Origin of the sequence: Caproiciproducens galactitolivorans, from assembly GCF_026672255.1 — a bacterium.
Lineage (GTDB): Bacteria > Bacillota > Clostridia > Oscillospirales > Acutalibacteraceae > Caproiciproducens > Caproiciproducens galactitolivorans_A.
Map to the genome: position 1 here is coordinate 45658 of NZ_JAPOHA010000012.1, position 24216 is coordinate 69873.

General features: G+C 48.8%; 14 protein-coding genes and 1 pseudogene. 6 read left to right on the forward strand and 9 right to left on the reverse strand.

All coding sequences use genetic code 11. From position 1 onward, the window contains the following. Positions 1-497: 497 nt before the first annotated feature. Together OUY18_RS11620 and OUY18_RS13895 are read left to right on the forward strand one after the other, a co-directional pair. Complete coding sequence (locus OUY18_RS11620) at positions 498-851, forward strand: TnpV protein (RefSeq protein ID WP_268058957.1); 354 nt, start codon at positions 498-500, stop codon at positions 849-851. A 119-nt stretch (positions 852-970) separates the two neighbouring features. Next, positions 971-7117 (forward strand): annotated as a pseudogene (locus OUY18_RS13895) (DEAD/DEAH box helicase family protein); the annotation flags it as partial. Between the two features lie 21 nt (positions 7118-7138). On the opposite strand, the gene OUY18_RS11630 reads toward OUY18_RS13895, so the two are convergent. Then, positions 7139-7399 carry a hypothetical protein gene (locus OUY18_RS11630; RefSeq protein WP_268058958.1) on the reverse strand — a complete coding sequence of 87 codons (261 nt, stop codon included), beginning with the start codon at positions 7397-7399 and terminating at the stop codon, positions 7139-7141. Positions 7400-7463: 64 nt separating this feature from the next. Here OUY18_RS11630 and OUY18_RS11635 point away from each other — a divergent pair, with 64 nt between their 5' ends. From OUY18_RS11635 to OUY18_RS11645, 3 genes are all read left to right on the forward strand, one after another. Then, positions 7464-8228, forward strand: coding sequence for a DUF3849 domain-containing protein (locus OUY18_RS11635; protein ID WP_268058959.1), 765 nt, complete (start codon positions 7464-7466; stop codon positions 8226-8228). 1 nt (position 8229) lies between these two features. Further along, entirely contained in the window at positions 8230-8568 is a 339-nt protein-coding gene (locus tag OUY18_RS11640) for a plasmid mobilization protein (protein WP_268058960.1), read from the forward strand. Between the two features lie 92 nt (positions 8569-8660). Beyond that, the gene (locus OUY18_RS11645; RefSeq protein ID WP_268058961.1) at positions 8661-8951 is read left to right on the forward strand and encodes a CD1845 family protein; all 291 of its coding nucleotides are present in this window, start codon (positions 8661-8663) and stop codon (positions 8949-8951) included. A 164-nt stretch (positions 8952-9115) separates the two neighbouring features. Here the strand turns inward: OUY18_RS11645 and OUY18_RS11650 are convergent, their stop codons facing one another. Beyond that, the gene (locus OUY18_RS11650; protein WP_268058962.1) at positions 9116-9889 is read right to left on the reverse strand and encodes a sulfite exporter TauE/SafE family protein; all 774 of its coding nucleotides are present in this window, start codon (positions 9887-9889) and stop codon (positions 9116-9118) included. 1 nt (position 9890) lies between these two features. Continuing rightward, a complete protein-coding gene (locus OUY18_RS11655; RefSeq protein WP_268058963.1) occupies positions 9891-10466 on the reverse strand; it encodes a TetR/AcrR family transcriptional regulator in 576 nt (191 codons plus the stop codon). Positions 10467-10604: 138 nt separating this feature from the next. Between OUY18_RS11655 and OUY18_RS11660 the strand changes: the two genes are divergently transcribed. Then, positions 10605-12011: a relaxase/mobilization nuclease domain-containing protein gene (locus OUY18_RS11660; protein WP_268058964.1), complete on the forward strand. Its 1407-nt coding sequence runs from the start codon at positions 10605-10607 to the stop codon at positions 12009-12011. 313 nt (positions 12012-12324) lie between these two features. Here OUY18_RS11660 and OUY18_RS11665 read toward each other — a convergent pair whose 3' ends face one another. The 6 genes from OUY18_RS11665 to OUY18_RS11690 are packed head-to-tail and all read right to left on the reverse strand — an operon-like array spanning position 12325 to position 24216. Beyond that, positions 12325-13449, reverse strand: a complete 1125-nt coding sequence (locus OUY18_RS11665; protein WP_268058965.1) for a cysteine desulfurase family protein — start codon at positions 13447-13449, stop codon at positions 12325-12327. Between the two features lie 10 nt (positions 13450-13459). Further along, positions 13460-13675 carry a hypothetical protein gene (locus OUY18_RS11670; protein ID WP_268058966.1) on the reverse strand — a complete coding sequence of 72 codons (216 nt, stop codon included), beginning with the start codon at positions 13673-13675 and terminating at the stop codon, positions 13460-13462. Continuing rightward, positions 13672-15141: a BREX system Lon protease-like protein BrxL gene (gene brxL / locus OUY18_RS11675; RefSeq protein ID WP_268058967.1), complete on the reverse strand. Its 1470-nt coding sequence runs from the start codon at positions 15139-15141 to the stop codon at positions 13672-13674. The genes OUY18_RS11670 and brxL overlap by 4 nt, the downstream gene beginning before the upstream one ends. A 24-nt stretch (positions 15142-15165) precedes the next feature. Then, a complete protein-coding gene (gene pglZ / locus OUY18_RS11680; RefSeq protein ID WP_268058968.1) occupies positions 15166-17505 on the reverse strand; it encodes a BREX-4 system phosphatase PglZ in 2340 nt (779 codons plus the stop codon). A gap of 13 nt (positions 17506-17518) precedes the next feature. After that, complete coding sequence (locus OUY18_RS11685) at positions 17519-21763, reverse strand: hypothetical protein (protein WP_268058969.1); 4245 nt, start codon at positions 21761-21763, stop codon at positions 17519-17521. 29 nt (positions 21764-21792) lie between these two features. Continuing rightward, positions 21793-24216 (reverse strand): phosphoadenosine phosphosulfate reductase family protein, encoded by a 2424-nt coding sequence (locus OUY18_RS11690; RefSeq protein ID WP_268058970.1) that lies wholly within the window; start codon positions 24214-24216, stop codon positions 21793-21795.

Below are 24216 nucleotides of genomic sequence, written 5' to 3' on the forward strand. Positions count from 1 at the left end.
CTTCGATATATCCGACACGGGAAGCCGGGACGATTCCCGCCGCCCGCTCCTTTGGGAGTACCATTCGGAAAATGAAAACGTGGTTACGGCGGCACTGGAACAGGAGTATGAGGTTTCCGGCGAAAAAGGTCTTGCCGACCAGTTGGAGCAGATCGCCGGACAGTTGGCGAACGAATATTGGCAGGAGCATCAGTACGACATTCTTCACATCGTTGACGGCAGCTTTTTAGAGGAATATGATGAGTTCAACATCGGAGCGCAGTTCCGAAGCGCCGCTGCCGTCAGCATCACCTACGCAGTTTTGTCCCGCTGCGGCCTAGAACCCGACGAATACTTTGAGCACGAGGATTTTCTGAGCATCTTCGATTTCAACACACCCGATACCGTTTCCGCTCTTGGCACGGCGGTCAGCGAACAGTCGGGACGGGTGCTGCGGCAGATTGAAGTCACCGTCAAGAATTATGAACGCGAACACCTCGCGGAAAGGAGCGCCACACATGGAGAACAATTTAACTTACAGCCGGAACGGGGATTACCTGATTCCCGACCTGACAATCACGGAGCAGACGGAGAGCATCGGCAAATACGGGAGGATGCGCAAGGACTACCTGAAAGAGCACCGTCCGGTCCTGTACAACAGCCTGCTGTTGTCGGAGAAACTGTACCCGCACCTGTTGGAGATCGAGCGGACGGCGACGGCGCGGCTGGAGCGCATGATGCCGGAACTGATGAAATCGGCGGGCGTGACGGAGAGCCTGAAAGCATCGGACCCGATGCGCTGGGTGGGCCTCATGAACGACCTGAAAACGCAGGCCGAGGAAACGGTTCTAACGGAACTTATCTACAGCTAAGTTTCTTCCCGTCGGAAAAGGAGCAAATACAGCGGATTGATGAAGCGGAGAGCGAGAAGCCCTCCGCTTTTTCTGTACCCGTACCGCAGAAGCCGGAAAAGCGCGGTACGGCCCAAGCCGACATTGACGCCGCCCTTCAGGAGTGGAACGGCAGCATCGAAAGCAAGCACGCCGTTGCCGAGTATATGCGGGAACATGCCCGCGACAAGGATACGGCGGCGTTTCTGCGCTCCGTGTACGGCGACGATCTCCCAGCCTTTCCCGTAACCGTGGGCCGCACATCGACGGATTTACCTTGGACGAAGGTGCAGCGGCGAATCGCCCAGCTCATCCGGGAGAATCGGTTTTACACACAGGAAGAACGGCCCGTGCCGCCCGATCTGAGCGGACAGCCGATCACACGCATTGGTGACACCATCACCATCGGAAACGGCGACGCTTCCCATGAAGTGGATATAACGCTTTCCGACGAGCAGTGGGCGGCGTTACAGCGCGCGGTTCCCGACAGCACCGCCATTTCACTTCCCTACAAGGTGGGCGACACGGTATATCTGGACAACAAGCCTTTTGAGATTACCGACATCGGCACTTCCGACGTTCAGCTCCGCGATCCGGCGCTTGCCTATCCCATTTTCCGTGCCGAGAGCCGGGAGAACTTTGAACGCCTGCTGCGGCAGGATTCCCGGAACGGTCCCATTACGGAGTTTTTTCCTGCGGATTTGGGACACACGGACGCCGATCTGCGGGAGGCCCTAACCTCCGGCCTGCTGGAACAGCGGGACAAGGAAAATATCGCGGAATATTTCCGCGAAAACGAGGGCAATACCCGCGTGGCCCAGCGCCTTTCCGAAACCTACGCCGGTACTTCCGATACGATGGAACTGACCACCGGCGAGACGGCAGATTTTTTTGCCACTACAACGGGTTTCGAGATTGATATTCACGACAAGTACAACAGCCGCCGGAGCGCCCGTTGGGATGAAATCTCTCCCATTCTCCGCGCTTTGTATCAGCGGGAGCAGGTTGGTTTTTCCCATGAGCCGGTCCTGCGGGAGCCTGCGAATCTGGATGGCAAGCCGTCCTATGAAAAAGGCGATCACGCGGTGCAGGATTACGGCGGGCATGAACTGTCCAGCACCGTGGGGTACGTCGGGGAAAAGGACGTGCGCATTGACACCGGCCCCTATTCGTGGAGCCATGAGGTGGTCAGCCGCGACGCCTTTGAAAGCGGCATCCGGCATGACGAACGAAACGCCGCCCTGTTTACACCGGAACAGTCCGCCGCCGAAAATTTCCGCATCACCGACGATCATTTGGGCGAGGGCGGCGCAAAAGCCAAGTACGGCTATAATATTGCGGCTATCCGCACCCTGAAAGCCATTGAGGCCGAGGGCCGCACGGCGACGCCGGACGAACAGCAAACCCTCTCTCGCTATGTCGGCTGGGGCGGCATCCCGCAGGCGTTCGACCCGGACAACGCCGCATGGTCGAAAGAATACGCGGAACTGGTCGGCGCGCTGACCGCCGAGGAATACGAAATGGCGCGGGCCTCCACCCTGAACGCCCATTACACCAGCCCCACGGTTATCAAGGCCATCTATGAAGCTGTGAAAAATCTCGGCTTTCAGACCGGCAACATTCTGGAACCGGCCTGCGGCGTCGGAAACTTTTTCGGCCTGATGCCGAAAAGTATGGCGGCGTCCCGGCTCTACGGCGTGGAGCTGGACAGCATCACGGGCCGAATCGCCAAACAGCTTTATCCCAACGCCAACATCACAGTGGCAGGCTTTGAAACCACCGACCGGAAAGACTTTTTCGACCTTGCCGTGGGCAACGTACCGTTCGGCAGCTACAAGGTTTCCGACCGGGCCTACGAAAAACTCGGTTTTCCGATTCATGATTACTTTTTCGCCAAAACGCTCGATCAGGTGAGACCGGGCGGCGTGATTGCGTTTGTCACCAGCCGCTACACGATGGATAAACAGTCGCCGGAGGTGCGGCGGTACATCGCGCAGCGCGCGGAATTGCTGGGGGCCATTCGGCTGCCAAGTAACGCTTTCAAGGCCAACGCCGGGACGGAAGTCACCACTGACATCCTCTTTCTCCAGAAGCGCGACCGGCCCATTGTCATCGAGCCGGATTGGGTGAATCTGGGCCAGACCGAGGACGGAATCCCCGTCAACAGTTATTTTGCCGATCATCCCGAAATGGTGCTGGGAACCATTCAATGGGACGATAAGATGCACGGCGATAAAAAGGAAACAACCTGTAAGCCGTTTCCCGATACCGATCTTTCCGAACAGCTCCACGAGGCGGTTTCCCACCTTCAGGGACAGATGGCCGAAGCGGAACTGCCGGATCTCGGTGAGAACGAGGAAATCGACGATTCCATCCCGGCAGATCCCGACGTAAAGAATTATTCCTACACGGTTGTGGACGGTAAAGTGTACTACCGGGAGAATTCCCGCATGGTGCGGCCGGAGCTGAACGAAACAGCCAAGGCCCGCGTCATGGGCATGGCGGAGCTGCGGGACTGTGTGCAAAAACTCATCGACCAGCAACTCGACGAATACGCCTCCGACACAGAAATCAAAAGAACACAAGCGGAGCTGAACCGGCTCTACGACGCTTTTTCCTCAAAATACGGCCTCATCAACTCGCGCGGCAACAGTCTTGCGTTCGCGGAGGATTCCTCGTATTATCTGCTCTGCTCACTGGAAGTGATCGACGAGGACGGCAGGCTGGAGCGCAAGGCCGACATGTTTACCAAGCGCACCATCCGGCAGCGGAAAATCGTCACTTCCGTGGACACGGCGTCGGAAGCTCTCTCGCTCTCCATCGCGGAAAAGGCGCGGGTGGACATGGACTACATGGCATCCCTCACTGGCAAGTCGCCGGAGGCGCTGGCCGACGAGCTGCGGGGCGTCATTTTCCGCGACCTTGGTGAACAGGACCCGGCAAGCGTTCCGAAAGCCTTTTATAATCTGGAGAAAATTCCGTTCGTCACAGCAGACGAATACCTGTCCGGCAACGTGCGCCGCAAGCTGCAGCTGGCGAAAGCCATCGCGAAAATGCGACCAGACCTTGCCGAGAAAATCGCACCAAACATTGAGGCGCTGGAAGCCGCACAGCCGAAAGACCTCGACGCCTCGGAAATCGAGGTGCGCCTCGGCGCGACGTGGATCGACAAAGGGTACATCCAGCAGTTCATGGAGGAACTGCTGAACCCGCCGTCCGGTGTGCGCGACGGCATCCGGGTAAACTATTCCTCGTTTACAGCAGAATGGTCTGTTTCCAATAAAAGCAGCGTCGGATACAACAACGTGGCGGCTTACGTCACCTACGGCACCGACCGCGCCAACGCCTACCGGATTCTGGAGGACAGCTTAAATCTCCGGGACACACGGATCTACGATACCGTGACCGACCCGGACGGCAAGGAGCGCCGCGTCCTCAATTCCAAGGAAACCACTCTCGCCCAGCAGAAACAACAGGCCATCAAGGACGCTTTCCACGACTGGATTTGGCGTGATCCGGAACGACGCCAGACGCTGACGAAGAAATATAACGAGCTGTTCAATTCCAGCCGCCCGCGTGAATACGACGGTCGGCATCTTGTATTCCCCGGCATGAATCCTGAAATCAAGCTGCGTGAGCATCAATTAAACGCCGTGGCGCACCAGCTTTACGGAGGGAACACCCTGCTGGCGCACGTCGTGGGCGCAGGCAAAACCTATGAAATGATCGCCGCCGCAATGGAGGGTAAGCGGCTGGGACTGTGCCAGAAATCCCTGTTCGCCGTTCCGAATCACCTGACGGAGCAGTGGGCATCAGAGTTTCTGCGGCTGTATCCCTCGGCCAATATTCTCGTCACCACCAAAAAGGATTTTGAGAAACGCAACCGCAAAAAATTCTGCGCCCGGATCGCCACCGGCGATTACGACGCGATCATCATGGGACACAGCCAGTTCGAAAAAATCCCCGTCTCGCTGGAACGCCAGAAACGGCTGATTCAGGAACAGATCTGGGAGATTGAAAACGGGCTGGAAGAACTCAAAGACAGCGGCGCGGAGCAGTTTACCATTAAACAGTTGGAGCGTACCAAAAAGGGACTTGAGGCCCGGTTGAAGCGGCTCAACGACAATTCCCGTAAGGATGATGTCGTCACCTTTGAACAGCTCGGCGTGGACCGTTTGTTCGTGGATGAAGCGCACAACTATAAAAATCTGTTCCTTTACACAAAAATGCGCAACGTGGCGGGCCTTTCCACTACCGACGCGCAGAAATCCAGCGACATGTTTCTGAAATGCCGGTATCTCGACGAGATCACGCACAGCCGGGGCGTCGTGTTCGCCACCGGGACGCCGGTCAGTAATTCAATGACGGAATTGTATACGATGATGCGCTACCTCCAATATGAAACCCTGAAAGAGCGGAACCTCGTCCATTTTGACTGCTGGGCTTCGACGTTCGGGGAAACCGTGACGGCCATCGAACTGGCCCCAGAGGGGACCGGCTACCGGGCGCGGACGCGCTTTGCACGGTTCTACAATCTGCCGGAGTTGATGCTGCTGTTCAAGGAGGCGGCAGACATCAAGACCGCCGACCAGCTCAATCTTCCCACGCCGAAAGCCGTGTACCACAACGAAGTCGCGCAGCCCTCTGAAATCCAGAAAGAAATGGTGAAAAAACTCTCGGAGCGCGCCGCCGCCGTCCATTCCGGCAACATTGATCCGCATTTGGACAACATGCTCAAAATCACGTCGGATGGGCGCAAGCTCGGCCTCGATCAGCGTGTCATCAATCCCATGCTCCCCGACAATCCCGGCAGCAAGGTTAACATGTGTGTCAACAACGTTTTCCGATTTTGGCACGACGGGCAGGACAAAAAGCTGACCCAACTTGTTTTCTGCGATATTTCCACTCCTAAAGGTCACGCCGCCGCCAAAGAAGAGCGGGCGGTGCGGGCCGGTGGAAAGCTCGCGGGCGGCACGGAGCTTCATGCTTTACAGGACGCCACGCCGGAGGCCAACGCACCAGAAGCGTTCAGCGTCTACTCGGACATCCGCGACAAGCTCATCGCGCGGGGCGTCCCGGCCGGTGAGATCGCGTTCATCCACGACGCCGATACCGAAGTGAAGAAAAAGGAGTTGTTCGCAAAGGTGCGCGCCGGGCAGGTGCGCGTCCTCATAGGCAGCACAGCCAAAATGGGAGCCGGGATGAATGTGCAAGACCTCTTGATCGCCTCTCACGATCTCGACTGCCCTTGGCGTCCCGGTGATCTGGAACAGCGGTCCGGGCGTATCATCCGGCAGTACAACACCAACCCCGAAGGGCACATTTTCCGTTACGTCACCGAAGGGACATTTGACAGCTATTTGTGGCAAACTGTGGAAAATAAGCAAAAATTTATTTCGCAGATCATGACCAGCAAAAGCCCCGTCCGCTCCTGCGAGGACATCGACGAAACGGCGCTTTCCTACGCCGAAATCAAGGCCCTGTGCGCCGGGGACGAGAGGATCAAGGAGAAGATGGACCTCGATATGGATGTGGCCAAGCTGAAACTCATGAAAGCGAATCATCAAAGCCAGCAGTTCCGGCTGGAGGATAATCTTCTCAAATATTTCCCGGAGGAAATTGAGCGGAACAAAGGGTTCATCAAAGGGCTGGAAACGGATATGGCGACGCTGGAAGCACACCCGCATCCGAAGGACGGATTTTCCGGGATGGTGGTGCGGGGCGATTCTCTCACCGACAAGGACAACGCCGGAGCCGCCATTCTGGAAGCCTGCAAAGAGGTCAAGGGGCTGGAGCCGATGGAGATCGGCAGCTACCGGGGCTTTACCATGTCGCTGTCCGTGGAGGGGTTCGGACAGGATTTTATTCTCACCCTCAAAGGGCAAATGACACATCGCGTCACGCTGGGCAAGGACGCGCGCGGCAATCTGATCCGTATCGACAACGCCCTTTCCGATATGCCCAAACGGTTGCAAAATGTTCACGCCCAGCTTGATAATCTTCATTCGCAAATGGATGCGGCAAAGGCCGAAATTGGCAAGTCGTTCCCGCAGGAAGCGGAGCTTGCGCAAAAGAGCGCCCGCCTCGCGGAGCTGAACGCCCTGCTGGACATCGACAGCCGCGCCCCCGCCCAGCGGCAGGCGTCGGAAGTTCTGGAAAAAAGCGAAAGGCCCTCCGTGCTGGAGGGCCTGAAAACGCCCTGCGTCTGCGGAACAGGCAGAAAACCAAAACATGAGTTGACCCGATGAAGGAACGGCTCCGGCACAGAATTATTTTGTGTCGGAGCCGTCATTCTGCGTGGCTGCGGCCTTTGCCCTGCGTTTTTGTTTTTGCTCGGTTTTCTTCCGGCGTTTTTCATCTATCTCATGCAGCCAAACGCTGACCGGCGCTTTCCACGGTTCGCTTTTATTGGGGATGTTTTTGACAAGGCTGCGCGGATTCAGGCCGAGCCTTTTCGTCAGTTCAATGTCCTCGTTATTCAGGCGGCATTTCTTTTTCGCGTCCTGCCACATCTGTTTACTGTATGCCATTCGCACACCCCCATTTCCTCGTAAATTATATCATAAATCAGGACAAAGAATCAGGAGGTTAAAAATGAATACTATACCTGTCTACAAATATCCGGCTACCTATGCCCGTGAGCATGATGAACTGGAGATTTACCGTGCGTCCCACAAGGCGAACATTGCCTGCCGGGATGCCATCGACGATGCTATCCGAGACAATTACCGCAATAATTGTCTCGGCAGCGACAGCGCAAAACAGGTCATTGCCGAGTTTGGATTTGACCGCACTCTCTATGTGCTTGCGAACACTGTCCGCGAGAAAGATTGGGATGGGCGCATTGACCGCAGAAATAAGGATTGGGCGCGGACGATTCCTGTCTTTGACGATGAAAATGGCTTTGGGGATAATCGAAACCGGGAATTTATCGTAGATAGAGCGCATCCCGGTCTGGTAGACCTTTTCATCAATCAGGCGCGGCGCGAATATTTGTTGACCCAGCCTCTGACCAAAGAGGACATTCAGTCGGAGGCCGTGCGGCTGCTCCGGCGTCTGCAATCCGAACGTGAGCCGAACAGTCCCAGCGGGACGCATTTCATGGCGCAGATTTCGCCGGATTTTCTGATCCGCGCTTCCACCAAAGATCAGGACCGGCTGTTCGCTATGCTGCCGTTCAAATCTCTGTCCTTTTCCGCACTCAAGGATCGGAAAGGGATTTTCGCGTTCATCCAAAAGGATGAAAACCGCGACCAGCCACTTCGTCAGCGCAGGCCGTCTGTGCGCAAAAAACTGCAAACAACACAGGCCGAGACAAAGTCGCCCGCCTCGTCCAAGGGCAAGGAAATGGAGCTGTGACATGGCGAATCGCAACCGGCAAATCCAGCTCAAGTTTCGCGTTACCCCGCAGGAGCGCGAAATGATCGAACAGAAGATGGAGCAGCTCGGCACGAAAAATATGGCGGCGTATCTTCGTAAAATCTCCATCGACGGCTATATCATCAGGCTGGAGCTGCCGGAGCTGAAGGAGATGGTTTCCCTCCTGCGCCGGTCCAGCAACAATCTGAACCAGCTTACCAAGCGGGTGCATGAAACAGGGCGCGTTTACGACGCGGATTTGGAGGATATTGTCCAAAATCAGGAACGGCTGTGGCAGGCGGCTACTGATATTCTCGCCATGCTTGCAAAATTGAAATAGGGGCGTATGCCCCGCTATTTTTTTGCCGCATCCTTGCAAAAAACAGCATAGGCGTTATAGTTGTATTAGAAATTGTAAAGGGGGCCGATTTTATGAGGCTGATACTGAAAATACTCGTTGCTCCGGTCATTATGTCTCTGACCGTTTTCGTCTGGATATGCTCCGGTCTGCTGTACTGCTCGGCGTGGGTGTTCGGCCTTGCCGGAACGGTCCTCGGCATCTTCGGTGTGCTGGCACTGATTACCCATCAGGTTACAAACGGGATCATCTTGCTGGTGATGGCGTTCCTCGTCAGCCCATTCGGAATTCCGATGGCGGCGGCATGGCTGATCGGCAAGATACAGGATTTGCGGTACGCGATTCAGGACCGGGTGTTTGGGTAAAGATCAGTAAAGAGGGAAAAAAGACGTGAAGTTATTGCGGGCTTACTTGCCCATGCAACTCTGTTATGCAAAAAGGATATGAAACGAGGCACCCATTCGAGTGGTGCCTCGTTTTTTCACCTATGAGTTTGTCACATATATACCCGCACAGTTTGATATCCAGCTTATCTGAAAATTAATGTTCCACCCATAGCCACAATCATAACAAACAATACCGGCTGAAGCAGTCTTTCCAATTTTCTCTTGTCAGCTTTTTTAAGTAGGAACGGCCCCACAATCGCACCACACATTGTGCCTACAGCCAAAAATCCAACGAGTTTCCAATCAATATTACCGACACTTAAATGTGCCAAAAAGCCTGTGACCGCTATACCGAACAGTACCAACACGGATGTCCCGACTGTCTCCAAAGCGGGACATCCCAGAATCATCAGTCCTGCCACGATTGGACCGCCGCCGCTTAGTCCCACTAATCCTGACATAATTCCACCGAGCAGTCCAAAACATATCGCTTTTACAGTATTTATTTTTCCGCTTTGAGAATCCTCGTTTGTATTTTCTTTGCTGTGCCTTTTTCTTAAAAAGGAAATCAGCATTTGCAGGGCAAGCAACAGCAAAATAATCCCGGTCAGTTTATTGTATAAATTCTGCGGCAAATACCCGGAGCACAGCGAACCGATAACCGCTCCTACCGCACCGCCAATCAGCATGGTTATACCAAACCGCATATTTACATTTCCGGCTTTCCAGTGGCTGAAAGCGCCTACTGCGGTTGTCGGAATAGTAGTCGCCAGAGAGGTGGACGCTGCGACAGCGGGCGGTATATGAAAAAACACAGTTAAAATTCCTACATAGACGGCCCCACCACCGCCGCCTAAAGAAACGATCAATAAACCGACGATAAATCCGACAATAGGCAATGCAATATAAGTACCCATATCAGCTCTCCCTTCTGTCTGTCAAAGACGAAATCAATCGATCCACAAGCTGGTCATAGCTTTCATTTACGTCTGCACTTGTTCCACGAAAAAATCCTGCTTCTTCCAGTGAGACAAAGCCATGTAAAGCGGCACGGAAACCCCGTACAAAATGGATCGTTTCTTTTTCGCTGTAGTGATATGGTTCCATCACCTGATACAAAATGCGAACGACCGCATGTCCGGCTTCCTGCACATTGTCATCCTTATAATCCGGGAATCGCAAAATCGCCTTATAGAGTTCAGGATTTTCTTTTGCATATTTACGATATGCTGTGGCAATTCCCATCAGAGCCTCACCTTTTGACCGGCCAACCGCAGCGCAGCGAATCGCATTTTCCAGTCTGCTGACAGCAAGTTTCGCAATTCCTATGGAAAGCTCTTGCACTCCATTTAGGTGGTTATACAGAGACGGAGATTTAACACCCAGCTTGTCTGCTACTTGCAGCAAAGAAATGTTTTCCAGCCCTTTTTGCTCTGCCAATTCCGCTGCGGCATTCATAATAGTTTGTGCATCCAGTCCTCTTTTTGCCCCCACACTTATCACCTCACGATAACTATAATAATATTGTTATAAACTAATTAGATTAGTTTGTCAATAAGTAAGTCTTATGCTAACTAAAAAATAAACTGATTGCTGGAGCACATTACGATAAGCAAAGGAGGGGTTTGATCTATGGCAACGACGCGGCTGATGCCGCTGCATACCGGCAAAGGCCGGGATGTCGGCACGGCAATCAGCGATATTATTGATTACGCAGAAAACCCGGAGAAAACGGATTACGGCAGGCTCATCACCGGCTATGAATGCGACAGCCGGACAGCCGATGCCGAGTTCCTTTTTTCCAAACGGCAGTATGCCGCGCTCACCGGCAGGACGCGCGGTGCGGACGATGTGATTGCCTACCATCTCAGGCAGTCCTTTGTCCCCGGCGAGGTCACACCGGAGGAAGCAAACCGGATCGGCTGTGAGCTTGCCAAACGCTTTACAAACAGGAACCATGCTTTCATCGTCTGCACCCACATCGACAAACACCACATTCATAATCATATCATCTGGAATTCCACGTCCCTCGACTGTACCCGGAAATTCCGAAACTTTTGGGGAAGTACCAGAGCCGTGCGGCGGCTAAACGATACGCTGTGCATCGAGAATGGGTTTTCTATCGTGGAGAATCCGCAGCGGCACGGAAAGAGCTACAACAAATGGATGGGCGATCAGGCAAAACCCTCCAACCGGGAACTTTTGCGTGTGGCAATAGACGCAGCTCTTGCCCAAAAACCCGCCGATTTTGACGCGCTCCTGAAGCTCTTGCGGGACGCCGGATATGAAGTCAAAACGGGAAAAGTCCTTGCCCTGCGCGGGAAAAATCAGAAGCGGTTTATCCGATTGGATACGCTGGGCAGCGGCTACAGTGAAGCGGAGTTGCGGGCCGTCCTCTCCGGCGAAAAAACGCACAAACCGCGCAAGAAAATCATCCGGCCCATGCCGGAAAAACAAGTCAATCTGCTGGTGGATATTCAGGCCAAGCTTCGCGCAGGAAAAGGCATCGGTTACGAACGCTGGGCCAAGGTGTTCAATCTCAAGCAAATGGCGCAGACGGTGAATTATCTGACCGAGCACAATCTGCTGGAATACGATGCGCTGGCCGCTAAAACGGCTTTGGCAACCGCCCGGTACAATGAGCTTTCCACACAAATCAAAGCGGCTGAAAAACGGATGGCCGAGATCGCCGTTCTGAAAACACAGATCATCAATTACGCCAAGACCCGCGACACCTATGTTGCCTATCGCAAGGCAGGCTACTCTAAAAAATTTCTTTCAGAGCATGAGAGCGATATCCTGTTGCACAAGGCAGCGAAAAAATCATTCGACGAGCTGGGCGTGAAAAAACTTCCCACTGTCAAGAGCTTACAGGCCGAATATGCGGCGCTTCTGGCAGAGAAAAAAGCGGCTTACGCTGATTATCGCAAGGCCCGCGATGAGATGAAAGAGCTGCTAACTGTCAAGGCCAATGTGGACCGTTTACTTGGCGTTGACACATGGGGAAAAAGGCGAGAAAGCTCCCTCACCCGTACATGAAAAACAATGTGATGAAGATGCCGAAGGAATTTCAAATCAACGAGACACAAGTTCAAGAAATAGCGACAGCGTGAAAAGCCAATAAAAGCAAACGCGTAGATAGTGGTTGTGCAGCGCAATTCGTACCTGCTCGGGATAGTGTTTTTTGCAATTGATAAGTTTTATATGTCCACCAGTATGTATAAGAAAAACACAACCATCTTAATCTGGATCGTTGTGTTTTTTAGGCCTTAACTTAATGACATTGCCTTTATGAGAGACAGTGAAATTATAAACACTGTACATCATGAAGGAAGCATAAGCGTAGCTTTCCTTAACTAAATATTCTACTCATGGCCCTTACAATATCGGTGACTTCTTCTTCAGTATTAGCCTTACCAAGAGAAAGTCGTATTGTCCCTTTTGCAAGGTTTTCATTCAAGCCAATTGCTTTCAACACATGAGAGATTTCAGTATTTTTGCTATCACAGGCTGACCCGGTTGAGATACTGATACCCATCAAGTCCATCCTGTGAAGGATTGCTTCTCCATCTACATCGGCAAATGACAAACTGATAAGACCCGGAAGTGTATTGCTACCACCGTTGCGGGTATATTTGATGCCCGCATCACCAAGCTGCCGTAGTAGCCTTTCTTCCAATGCTCGGATATACATCTGGTTCTCTTCCAAAGTATCACAGTTCTTTTTCAGGGCTGTAGCCATACCGATAATACAAGCAATATTCTCAGTGCCAGCACGGTGTCCGCCTTCTTGCGCACCGCCGTCCGCATACGGAGGTAGTTCTATCCCTTTACGCACATAGAGAAAACCGATACCTTTTGGACCATTAAACTTATGGGCAGACGCAGATAGCATATCTATACCAAGATTGTGAACATCAAGATTTATGTGACCAACGGCTTGTACTGCGTCCGTGTGAAAAAAAGCTCCGTGCCTATGAGCCACATTGCCCAGTTCTTTAATCGGTTGAATGCTTCCAAGTTCATTGTTTGCAAACATTACGGACACCAATCTTGTGTTGTCAGTAATGTAGTCCTCCAATATTTCCGGTGTGATATAACCATCTTTAGTTGGCCGCATATATGCCACAGGGAAACCAAGTCGCTCAATTGCGGCGCAGGAATGTAATACCGCATGATGTTCAAAGGCAGACGTAATCGTTGCTCGTTTATTTGGATCTGAGTAAGCGGGCATCTTTATTGCCCAGTTATCACTTTCAGTGCCGCCGGAGGTAAAGAAAATCTCCTCCGGGAATGCTCCGATACATTCTGCTATTATTGCTCTTGCTTTTGCGAGAGCTTTTTTCGGCTTTCTGGCAAATGCATAGGGTTGAGAGGCGTTACCATACTCATCAAGGAGCCATGGCAACATAGCCTCAAATGCATCTCTATCCAGTTGTGTTGTTGCCGCATTATCGGCATAGATGTGCTTCTTCATAATGAAAACCTCACAAGAACAGCTTGCAGCCTTCCGCTTTGAATTCTTCTATTTTATCTTCAATATCCTGGACGCTTGCACCCAAATAATCTGCCAAACAATCGAGGCAATAGAAATTTGTGATGTCTTCGCCCAACAGTTTTTTATTGATTCCAATTTCATCTTTGGTTAATGCACTCTTGTTGCATGACACGCACACGAAATTTATACATTTCTTTTTTGTCATTCGGCGCATTCCTCAACATCGAAATCGGGTATCATCTCACCGGCGTGTTTATCATCTGCATAGCCCATTTGCATACGGATTATAGACCTCATGTTCATTGCCGGTTTTAAGCAGAAACGTTTAAAATCTTTCGATGAGATATCGTTAACTTTTCGTACATTAGGGAAGAGCAGTTTAAGATATGCCGTACAGATTCTTTTGACCGCCTCGGTATCTCTTGTATCTGCACCCTTGGGCAAAATAATCAATTTATCGATAATGGCTCTGTATGTGGGGTCGCTGCGGAGTTCGTGCATGACCGTGGCAAAATACTCTGAGTTAAGCGCCCAGCCACAAACCTTGATATTTTCCGATATTCTTGGCAAATCCCACCCTTTGATAAATCCGTGAATGCGGTCTAAAAACTGTGGCTGATGGAAAGGTTTGGGCAGCTCGACAAACATGTTCTGATATTCATTCATGGCATCGGAAGAAACATTGCCTAAAAACACGATGCCGGCATCAACATTTACCTCATGATTGTCTGGCGCACGGTATTTACCGTTTTCCATGATAGCTTGCAAAGACGATTGTATTTCTGCATCCTGCATATATTCCGCTTCACGGATTTCATCGAGTGCTACGTAATCTCTTACTGCAACTACGCCGTCTTTTTTCTTTCCAATGTCATAAATCAATTTGGCACGGGTCACTTTCCCAGACACAAGCCAACCATGACGGCTGATTTGGCCGAACAAGTATGACTTTCCTGTGCTTGGCGGGGCAAGTTCCAGTAAATTTACCCTCTTTTCCACAAAGGGTAGAAGCCTCTGCAGAACAGCCAGCTTCTGTTCAAGACTTTCATACCCATCAGGGTTATTATCAATTGCACCGAGAACAATATCTATCCATTCTGTAAGCGAGAAATTTTCTCTGGCGTATTTATACTCATCTAGATCAATCGTATATGGGCAAAAATCCTGAAAGCTAACAAGGCGTATTTTCCCATGTTCTTTAGGGGATGCCGGATATTGATAGCTTAGTTCAATGATTCCCCAGTTTTCTTCAGATTTCAGCAGATCGGTACTGTATGAATCCCAAACATCATGCGGAATAATTGTATCCTTAAAGCCGAGACCGAAATCAGGAAGCTCGAAAGAAATTTCTCGTGTTTTTATATCTATATTGATTGAAATCTTTGCCAGAAACTTTACGGTTTCGCCATAACTCACGATTCTGTTCAGAATGTCTTTCCAATCATCTTTCTTTGGAATAAAGTCCTTGACAAAATCGGAAGCCCCCTCCACATCGATTACTCCGTCTTCATCTTGAAAACGTTTCAGTACCCAGTCCCGCATAAATGACGGAAGATTGAATGCAGAAATAAAGTTACTATTCTTCAAATCCTTGTAAACAACCATCTCATCAAAAGCATCCTTCAGACGCTCAATATATTCTTCTGTTTGTTTCATTCCTGTATCGTTCATCGAAGGCCCTCCAAAGCTTCAAACTTATAAGTTGATATTATCCTTGCCGACATTTCGCTGAACACTAAACGGGAGGTCAGTCACCATTTTTTTATCTCCGTCATATACATCCGCAAAGCAGTCCCTTTTGCTTCGCTTCAACTCTGGCAGAGAAAAACTAATATGTTTTTTATCTTCAACGAACACCCCGTCATGCGGGATGCTGTTTACAAACAAGCGAGGATGTCGTAGCGGGATGTTTGAGAAGAGTGTAAGTGTAGCTACTTCCTTTCCCTTCAGTTCGATAACAGGGGGTACAAAGCAAAACTCAATACTATCAGGCTTCTTTGTTAGTGTGATAACAGGAACCATAACTTCTTCGAGTGTGGCACCGCCGTGAACTTCAACATTGGCCTTGCGCCCACCCTTAAACCTTTCATAATTCGCGAGTACAGCGAATCCATTCTCATAGGCTGCATAGGGAATCTGAGGATTCTCCTCGCATGGGCAACAACGACCGCTATGTTCAGCTTTTTCATCTAACTTGATAGGAGAATTGTCTTCATGCTCATAGATGACGGCGAGGCGACTCGCTCCGTGGTCGGATACAATCACAGCTCTTTCATAGTGGTTTTGGACAAGCCCGGACTGAATATGCCGAAGGGTTGAATCGATTATTTCAAGTTCCCTGAAAAGATGTACCGGTTCCTTGCATTTTTGATAATCTATCACCTGGCTGTGATGTTTCAGCTCGTCCAAATCGTCAACTTTATAGATGTCATTAGGAAAAGTCTGATAAAACTCCTTGTTGTTTACGGTGATCGAGGGAATTTCACATCTTCCTACAGCAATCTCAGCTACCATCCCATACTCTTCACACTTTGCCTGAATAAACGCCAAAAACTCTACACCAAGAGCATCTAAGAAATACAACTGGGTATTTTTTCTAGGCATCTTGCTGATAAAGCTGCTGCGTGGAAGCAACTTTGTGTAGGGCTGCTCCTCTGAAAATTCGATGACTTTCGATAAATGTTCCGGGAATACTCGGTTCAGTATTTTCTGCAGCTTGTAGTTTGCAAAATAATCCGTAAAAACCGCACGGAGCGCACTGTCCTTTTCAGGCAATTTGAGGTTTGCTTCAGAGAAAGCAAATGGCTTCAAATACAAGGATAGGGACGGAAATGCTGCGACAGCTTTCCGTATCTCGTCTTCTGTATAGGAATATGTACTGAAGCAACGTAGAAATTCCTGCTCTTCCTTCTCGGTCAAATCGGCTAAATAGTAAACGGCGTTCTTTTCATACTTGCCCACTAGACTACAATAACGGTCAGTGCATATAAGATTTTCCGGCATAGCATCAATGAGAAGTTTGCGCTCTGCAAAATAGAGGCTGAAATCCGGATTGCTGAGGTCAACATCTAGTAAATCCATATAAATATGGCTTTCCAATTCGCCGGAAGATTCACTGTGGCTGACGGCAAGTGCAAGGTATCTATTATCTTTCACACTAAAAATCTTCAGACCGAGCCACAACAACCACAGGCGATATGAATCGCCCATCTGATACTCATAGGGAAGTTTATTCGTCAATTGGTCTGATTTTCCGAAAGCCGCGTCCAGGACTGAAGAGAAACTACGATCCCTTTCCATAGATGCTGCAAGATTGCGCCACTGCTCCTCTGTTCCATAAGCTTCCATTGTGCCTGAGGCAATTTCAGGGTAAGCTTTTACTAAGGAAAGATAGACCCCACCGTATTCATTGACAGAATAAACAGCATTCCCGAATATGGTTTTCCCAAAGGAGGTAACAACTGATATTTCAGGATGCCTTGCGAGAGTATCGTCTGTCAAGGTTTCCAAATAGGAAAGTAATTTTTTAATACTTCCCTTGGGTTTATAGCCTATGCAATCCGATGCTTTTTTTACTAACAGGATACGCGGTAGAGGAGAAGTATCTGCGGAGACAAGTACCATCTTCCTGTTTTCACGCAAATCGGCAGCCACGGCCTGCCTTAAATAGCTTTGTGCGTGTTCCAACAGAACGACTGCGTGGCCACGAATCGGAAGCTCAAGTAGCTTCTTAACAAGAGCAGAAAGAGCATTTGCTCCTTCGAGCATGACAGCCTGACTTAAACCGGCAAGAACGTACTGACCGTCTTGCTTAATTATTTCTATTATGTCATCTATGTTATTTGGCAAGCAATTTTCCAAACAATGTTCGGAAACTAGGACACAGTCTTTGGTGGCATCCGTCTGCAAACGAATTAAGATATCGTGAAAGGATGTATAGTTTTCCGTGTTAACTATAAGGACATAACCGGTAGGCTCACCGCTGCAGTAAGCGTTAATTTCTTCGAAGCATGAAAGAATGTCCTTGCACTCCATACGGCTCCACCTCTTATTCTTCTTTCAGTATTTGTACACCGAAATCCATATCGTCTGATATTTTATCCCGCAGATAAATGCGAAGCTGATTGGCATCCATTTTATCGATGATTCCGGATGCCTTGTCGCATCCAGTAAGTTTGTACTCCTTATCTGCCATCTTTTGGATTTCATTGCGAACAGAACTGTTATCCATCCACTCATACACATGGTCATAAACAGTGGAAAGTAGCTTCTTTCGCACGGCGGCCACGTCCGACAGCAAAACTGCATAACCACCTATTATACGATTGATGAAATTCCGGTCGCGCAAAGTGGAATCGGCCAAGGAGTCAAAGAATGTTGCGTTTTCCAAATAATCCATAGCAGACTTGGCATCAGCTTCTGAAGGATTCGTGCTTTTCAATATGCTGAACATCTTCCTCGCTGTGCTGCGTTCCGCATCATCAAACATGCATAAAATCGGAGTTTCGTATGTTTCAGACCAATCCCACGGGTCTTTTGTTTTTCCACCAGTTTTCGATGACCAAAGCTCAGACAGCCTGCTTTTCCATTGATTTTTCAAAAATGTGTCAATTGCGCTTTGAATATACTTATAGTAATCGGACTTGGTTTTCATAAACTGCCCGCTGGGTAAATCCGCATAAAGTTTTGCAATATCCTCGGTCTCTAAGTCACCCAAAAACGCAGCTGCATCCTGAGCAAAATATGGAACCTGGTTTTTATAGAACTGCTCAAAGCTCTCCCGTTGAGTCAAAAGCAAGTCATAAAACTTCTGCTTGTATTGATCGAGCAGAGCATTGTTTTGTTTCAGATAGAACAGCTGCTGGAGGAAGGGACCCAAATCACCCACAAGCTTGACAGCAGATTCGCAAGGAATTTTGATATTGTTCGTCTTGGAATTCCATGCCGCTACAACTTCCTTCAACGAGATGTATTTGCCAAGCGTCTTATTGCTTTCAAGAACAATTTTATACTCAAGGATGGTCTTGGTAATTTCGCTGTCAGCGGTAGAGATATTCCACACCCAGTTACCATCATCGGCTGTGAATCGATTCTTTACGCAGTCAATATAGCTGCCGCCGTCACCGATTTGTGTAGCAAGTTTTGGAAGTTCGCCGCCTTGAAATTGACCGATGTATTCAAGCATACCTTTGCGGCACTGCTCACTTGTCAAAAGTCGCTCCAAATCACGAACAACATCCGGGTGTTCGATTACCGTTTTTCCGATGCGCTCTGCCAGTTCACTCTCTGACTCAGTCGCACGGCTGTTATTGGCGGTGTTTGCAATGCTTGTGTAATCGTCAATAATATTCGCAACTACAACTGCGTCTGTTTCCAAGATTTCATCTTTCAAAGTATGCTTAATGCACCAAATCGGGAAAGACAGAGCTTTCATCTTGAGGCGGAGATTATCTCTGGCATCTTCAATGCTACTGCACTGTGAAACCTGAATACGGAACACAGTAGATGTACAAGTTAAGAACTGGCGCAGGCCGGGGCTCATAGACCGAATATACTCGGGAATATATCTCTTCTCTGGATGAACACGATGGTCGATAACATTGGCGATCATGGTTTTCATTTTTGCTAAAGACATTGCTTCGCTCTTGGAGCCGTTACTCCAGAAATAATCCGCGCTCACATACTCTTTCAGCACAAAACCGAGAACCAATGCGGCAACTGCAGAAGGCATAAAGCCAAAGGGTTCTTTTTCAAGCGCCTCATAAATATCCAAGATGCTGACTTGCGCGGAAGTTCCGTTAAAGCCATTCTGAACGATTTCGTCTACCTTTTTCTTAATATGCACAATGGCAAGGCTCTGCTTTGCGGATTCCTCCCAGTATTTGTCTACCTTCCATGCACCGGCAAGCGCGTTTTCAAAGCTCATCTTTCTGTTGGTATTTGAATAGGAGCCGGAGAGTTTCTGCTCGATACCGCACCCGGCACCGACAGCGGGTTGAAATACGCTGTACATGGTCGCATTCAGCGTGTACTGCTCAAGTCCATAAGGATACCATTTGACATTGAATGCCTGCAGAGCATCCTGCAAATCGGCATAATTTGCCATACGCTGTCCACCCTTATGTTCAGCGTCATAAAGCATAAAGGCACCACTGGCGATTTTATCTCGCCAGTCTTTTAGAACGGTTCCGGCTTGCTTTTCATAGTACATCGCCTGATCATCATTCTTCTTCAACTGGTACCGGCTGAAAGACATACTTTCTATGTACTGGTCATAGAGATCTTTCCCCATAGGCGTGAGTGTTTCAATAAAGGTGATTTCACAGCTCGGCATATTTATGGTTTTAAGTATCTGCTGCCGGATTTGCTGTAACTCCGTATCATCCATAGCAAAGGTAATAACTACTTTGAAACGTTCTGGGGCGTTAGTTTGTGCCACCTTGGAAACGGTGGAAGAGAAGGCCTTGAAGCCAGTACCTTCACGCACGCAGAAACGTTGGTTGATAGCTGCGGGGAATACAACAGCAGCTTTGTTTATGTCACTGTCCATCAAGGCAGCCCTCTCAATCAAGCCTTGCGTGGTGGTTTCTTCTATGACTTTTTCGCGATAGGGGCCGATACTGTCACCGCCGCTGACGCTGACGGCACAATATTCAAATTTGCCTCCAGCAATGGGCTTTTTGAAAAGGATATTCTTGCTTATCAACCCATTTGCGATAGCAATAGCCTTTCCTTTGTTCCAATCTGTACCGCTAAATGCCAAATCAACATTCTGATCGTTCGGAACAAGAAGCTCGTTTCCCGTAACACGCAGAGAAATTGCCTGCAAGAGAAGAATCGTCTTCAGAACACGCTGCTCTTCCGGTAGAAGTTTGTCCGCTTGGAGCGTATCAAAGTTGTCCAAAACGCCACGGACATCGTCGTTCAAGCCGTTTCTCTCTTTTCCGTAAAAGAAATCCCAAAGCATATCGACGGTCAGAAGATTATTATTATCGCTCTGTGCGCCATAGTTGGCAATATACCACTTGAATCCCTTGGCGTCTGTCATATCGTTGCTAATGATGAAGTCAAACATACTTCTCTGGTTGGATTTGAAGACTGTGGCAATGTGCTTTAAAACCAGAGCAGCATAGGGATGAATCGGAACGATACCCTGCAATTCCTTATCGGAAATGTCTGTCTTTCGCCCAAGGTGCGACTGCTTTTTCGATGTTTGCTCTATGATATTGCGAACACCGGCAAGCTCACTGTTAAGAGTAGGCTTGTCTTCCTCTTCCCACTCCTTTTTCAGGACAGGGTCATCGGTTGTCTTCATCGCCTGCGCCATCAGACGAAACGCCATGTTTTCCGGGAGCTCTATCTTAATGGGGGCTTCAAATCTGTCCAGTGTTTTCTTCGCGGAATCCGCATCAGCGAACAGATTCCGGCTTTCATGAGCAACAATCATAAAATAGAACGGATGAGACAGACTGATTTCGATCAACGTCTGGAATCCGGTCAATCCCACAGGATGGTTCAGAAAGTATTCGGAGAATTCATCCCACACAAAAAGAATCGCGGAAAGCTGATTCTCCTCGATGATGCTCTTTATCCACTTCGCCATATCGTTAACATCACTGAAAAGACCGTACTGACCGTTATCCTTAAGAACATTCATAACATTCCGCATGGTGGATTCGACCTGGCTACTGTTACCATTTTTTAGCTTCTCTATGACATCGCCAGCGGACATGCCGCCGAAGTTCCAAACATATTTCTCTTCCTGAATCAACGCGCTGAAATAAGCGCGGTTTGCAGGTTTCTCAACCCATTTCAGGAAAGCGTCCCTCATAGATGCATCGCCCTGATTTTCAATACCTTTGGCGCGAAGCGCGGCCATGATGCTCTGTTGCACAGCAAGAACCAAATCCAAATCCGTCTGAATGGATGCGCTGCCGATACGATGAACGGTAATGATTTTGCTTCCGCTTCTCAGGGCGACATATTTATTCCGCAAGCCTGTATCCAGACCGTAGTCATCAAAATAATCCTCGATTTCCTGCTCACTCGCATCAATGAGAGATTTTACTGTCAAAGCTGCGTGAGATTTTCCGGTACCGTATGCGCCTTCCACCCAAATGGAGCGAGACGCAGCACCGGAAAGGACCCGATATGTAGTCTCCAGAAGCTTTACAAATGTCTCATGGGGATAAAAGCCTTTCCAGTCAACCTTTTTCTGGGCGATAAGATCAGCTGTGACCGAAGCATAGTATTTCGGGTCAATACTAAAATAATCCTGATAGGTTTTTGCCATGTCCTTTTACCTCCATAAAAGCAACCGAATTAAAACAGGCTGAGTACATCCTCGGCTGTTTTATCTTCCCGCAGGGTGATGTTGTCCAGATCTAATGTGAAAGATGCGGAAATAAAGTCCGGGTAGTTGATAGTTAAGCCGTTGAGAATACGCACCATCGTATTCTTGTCAAGGCCGAATATCCGTGTCGGACTGACACCTTCCCGCTCAATGCTGTCATCCAGTAGCGTCTCAAGGGAGAACTGATAATAGCCCTCACAGGCCTCGGCAAATTTGTAAAGCGCATAAAGGACGACTTCCGGGACGGGGTCTGACCACGGAGAACGAGTAAGTGATTTAAGCGTCAAATTTTCTCTTCCAGATGAAGTTACCTTAATATCTATATCCCCATATGCAAATATACGACTTGTGCCGAGAGGCGTTTTTGCCAAAGCAATTTTTATCGCATCGACAACATTGCTTTTGCCATGCCCACTATCATCGTTTGGCATAACATCCTGAAGCATTAGTTTTATGCTGTCTGGAGTATATGTGATTCCAAAATTCAAGTTAGTCACATACCAGTAAAAATCGGCTTCATAAACCAAGTTGCAGAGCATAAGTGCCCATGAAACATCATTCTCTGCCCCTTGTGCAATAATCACCTTGCCGAAATGAGTGGGAATATACTTCGTATATTTGTCTCCTTCTGCAGTTTTATCATAGGCAATGACACCTGCATCCTTTAGGAAGTCGCGGAACTTGTCTTTCTTCTTATTTTGGCAGGTTCCATCCCCATCGGTATTCCAAAAATCGGAACCGCCTTGGTGTTTGACAAATGAAGCGAGCCATTCTGCGCGGGGACCGTGACCATCATATCCGCTTATTTTTTTAGAACCAATCATACTTTTTCCCTCCGAGCTAATGTTGCGAATTGAATTATATCTTACGCAATGCTCATGTACATTATGGCAACTATAGCAGTGCTTACAACTGTCGAGGATTTGAGTTTCTCTCTCCATGTGAATGCAGTTATGCTTGCACTCAGCCTCACATACTCCACACGAAACACAATATAGTGCCTTTACAATCACGCTTCTAAACAATGAGAAGAACTTTATATCGTCTTTGCTGTTCTCACAATTTGGAAAAGAGAAGACTGTTTTATTTGCTTTCTGTGTGATAACAATACGGTATATTTTTTCGTGATAACTGATACCATACAGTGAGTTGCCAAGGTCAACAAGTTCACCTATGGTTTTTCCCCATTGTTCCCATAATACAACTGCTCTGTTGACTTCAATGCTTTTTGTAGCACCTTCAATACGAACTTCAAACAAATTCGGCCCAAAATTTAGGGATTTACCTGACCTTCTTGTGCGCCAGTAGCCAGCATCAATGAATCTTTGCATTTCTGACTTGCTGTAATGATCGGCTTTTGAACTTGTTGATGCAATTATAGCAAGAAAATCATCTACTTCTTTCGAGTAGCAATGGTGTTTGATATAATCATGTTTGCCAGATGAATTGGGACAAACAAGGCATCCTACGCGGGCATTTCCTTTAATATATGCTGCGTTCATCAACAAAGAGTTTGAATATATATATAAGAAAAGCTCCGCTGAATTCCATTCTAATATTCCGTGACAACTATATTGCCCAGTATGTTTTTCCCCTTTGCTAATGGTATCATATTCACTACGATTCAGGCTTTCGGCTGCTCTAATACCTGTGAAGGCCATTCCAGTAAAGTCATATTTGCCTGTATTTTTGCGCAGAAGTGTTATCTGCGGAGATGTTTTATGTACACTGCAACACCATCTATTCGATGTGGCGGGTGGGCCAAAAACAAGCCATGTCTGAGACGGATTAAGTTTTGATTGAGCAACTAAGAAATCAATTCCTTCTCCTGCGCACCATTTTCGAACCTTTTTTATTACATCATATGTGTCCGGGAATTCCATCCGCGTATCGCCGAACATAACCTTGAATTCATCGTGGGGCAATGCCCGCTGAACAAGGTCGAGGGCAACAACGCTGTCCTTGCCTCCGCTGAAAGCGACATAGAACACATCAATTTTATCCCGGTATTCTCGGTAGGTATTGTAAATTTTCTGTATCGTCTCCTGTACCAGCGTTTCCATGATAGCGCGGTTCTTTTGGCACATTCCCTCAATATCCACGAAAGAAAGAGGTACACCATTCGGCTCAGGGTCTTCCACAAGGATAATCTCCGGCTTGGTGTACAAACTACCGCCTTTGGTTTTAGCTACGGTTTTGCCTTTATAAACGTAATTATTGGCTTCAGCCCACAAGAGAGGAGCACTATCATCTTTCGGATATGTCCAGTAAGCGTCAAACCCTAAAATATCCAGTTCTTTTGAATAGACGGGACGCGGTTCCTTACTAAAGCGCAATTGCTCGGTTGTCAGTAGCAATCCGCCAGTTTCGGCGTCCCAAACATATTGATACAT